This is a genomic window from Thalassotalea marina (genome assembly GCF_014656435.1).
Classification (GTDB): Bacteria; Pseudomonadota; Gammaproteobacteria; order Enterobacterales; family Alteromonadaceae; genus Thalassotalea_C; species Thalassotalea_C marina.
On sequence record NZ_BNCK01000023.1, the window covers coordinates 1 to 2092 of the forward strand.

The 2092-nt window shown below is 50.4% G+C and carries 1 protein-coding gene and 1 pseudogene; both read right to left on the minus strand.

All coding sequences use genetic code 11. From position 1 onward, the window contains the following. Positions 1 to 183 (minus strand): annotated as a pseudogene (locus IE199_RS21790) (transposase); the annotation flags it as partial. 300 nt (positions 184 to 483) lie between these two features. Further along, the coding region (locus IE199_RS21795; RefSeq protein ID WP_189775028.1) for a Tn3 family transposase at positions 484 to 2092 on the minus strand (1609 nt) is incomplete at its 5' end.

A 2092-nucleotide genomic window follows, 5' to 3' on the forward strand; every position in this document is an offset into this window, starting at 1 on the left:
CACACCGTCGAGAAACAGCATGTGGAAGTGAACATTCAGATTGAGCGCCGATCCAAAACGCTGGATCAGGGTGACCGCGCCCGTCTTGGCCACTTGGTGGGTATGGCCCGCTTTCTTGACCAGGTGCGTGGCAATGACGCGGTAAACGATGCCCAGCACCCACCCCATGATCTCGGGCCGGCTGGTGTCGTCTGGGCGTTCCTCTGGGCTAAACATCGACATGATCCGGCGCTTAATATCGCCGTCCTTGTTGACCAGCGTCTTGGTCACGAAGGCCGCGTATTCTTTGGCGTTGTCGTACCCTTTCCAGACCTCGTGGGGGTCAAGAGCGTAGGCGCAAACCCGCCCAGCGACTGGGATTCTGACCAAGGCGCGTTCTGTCTCAAGGTGGGGTTCTAGGGATTTTCCCCTCTAAAAAGACATAATCCTCTGTAGACCACACCAATAAATGGCTGCGGAGGTGGTTTACTTTCAGCTTGGAGCCTAATCATCCACTATCGGCCTTGTTATTTCGCCAATATTGGGCAATTTCCCAGTATTAGTGAAGTTATACGTTCCGCTTAAGTTGATATTTTGCCACGCAACGGGCGAAACAGCACGAGTGATACCCGCTTTCTCTTCATCTCCTCTCGCTTCAAAGTGTCCCAGAAGATGACTCAGTATCGCGGAGTTGAAGTAGATGATCGCGTTGGCAAGCAATCTTGCGCATTCATTCCAGATAGCGATTTCAGACTCGTTTTTGCCACGGAACTGATCACCATTCACCGACGCAATGGCTCGTCTAAGGAAGTGCCATGCTTCTCCCCGGTTCAGGGCACGTTGCACATACTGCCGCAAACTGGCATCGTCGATGTAGTCAAGTAAATATTGCGCTTTAACCAGTCGATTATACTCCGTCAGAGCCTGTAATATTGGGTGTCCAGAAGGGTAACCAGACAACTTTCTTACCAGCATTGCTTGTGTCGTCCGCTTTGTCTGAAGTGACAGAACAATACGCCTGATATCTTGCCATCCCGTTGTAATAACATTCGTTCTGATAGGCTTCTTTAGCGCCAGTATGGTGCTGCCTTGTTCACTTTCAGTCACATCAAACAGATCATTGATGACACTACTGAACTGCGCGTATCGCGGTGCAAAACTGTAACCGCATAGATCCAGTAAGGCGAAGTTAACATGATTGACACCGTGTGTATCTGTCGAGAGTACGTCAGGTTTGATTTCACTGCTGTTGGATTGTAACAGGTCATAAATATAGTGTGATTCGTGCTCGTTGGAACCGATGATCCGAGCATTGAGGGCGCTGTGGTTGGCCACCAGTGTCATGGCCGTGATCCCTTTGTTGGTGCCGAAATACTTAGAGGAGTACCGGGTTTTAAAGGTTTCCAGATGGGTTTCGAATTTCTGACCATCCGCACTGGCATGCAGCTGGTCCTCCTGAATATGGTAGTGGCGGAAGATGGGTAGCGCTGCAACCGCATTATTGATCACGTCGCTGGCGTCATGCAGCGTTTCAGGCCGGATATAGTTGGCCTGCACCGTACTCAGGTGTTCATAGCTTCGATCGGAGATCTGCGCCATGCCATACACACCACGGTGAGTGGCGTTGGCAATCAGAATGGCCAGTAAATCATCCTGATGAGTGAACCCTTGTTTTTGTATCGGAAGTACATGAGTCAGACATTTCATGAACCCGGTTTCGCGCTCTACATACCGCAGTACATCCGCGATACCGACCGGTTGCATTCGCTTAAAAAAGGGATTGTTGACCAGAGATGTAGCGCTTTTGGTCGGCAGACGCCAGCGGGTACCGGTACGATTTTTCATGATCACATTTCGATTGTCTCCCTCATCAATATGGAGAGCAACGTCTTTGAGTGCACTTTCCAGCCGGTGTTGTTTCTCCTGTAACAATAACTCTGCGGGCTGTTTTAGTCTGTCCAGTGTTGATGAGGCCAGCAAGGTATCCTGCGATGTCTGGGGGATCAGGTCGTCTTCCAGTGCGCGGTATTTGGTAACATTTGGCAAATAAATGCGTCCATTCAGTCGTGAGGTTAACTGCCGGTAGAGCAGCCATTCGTAACGTTGCGGGTTA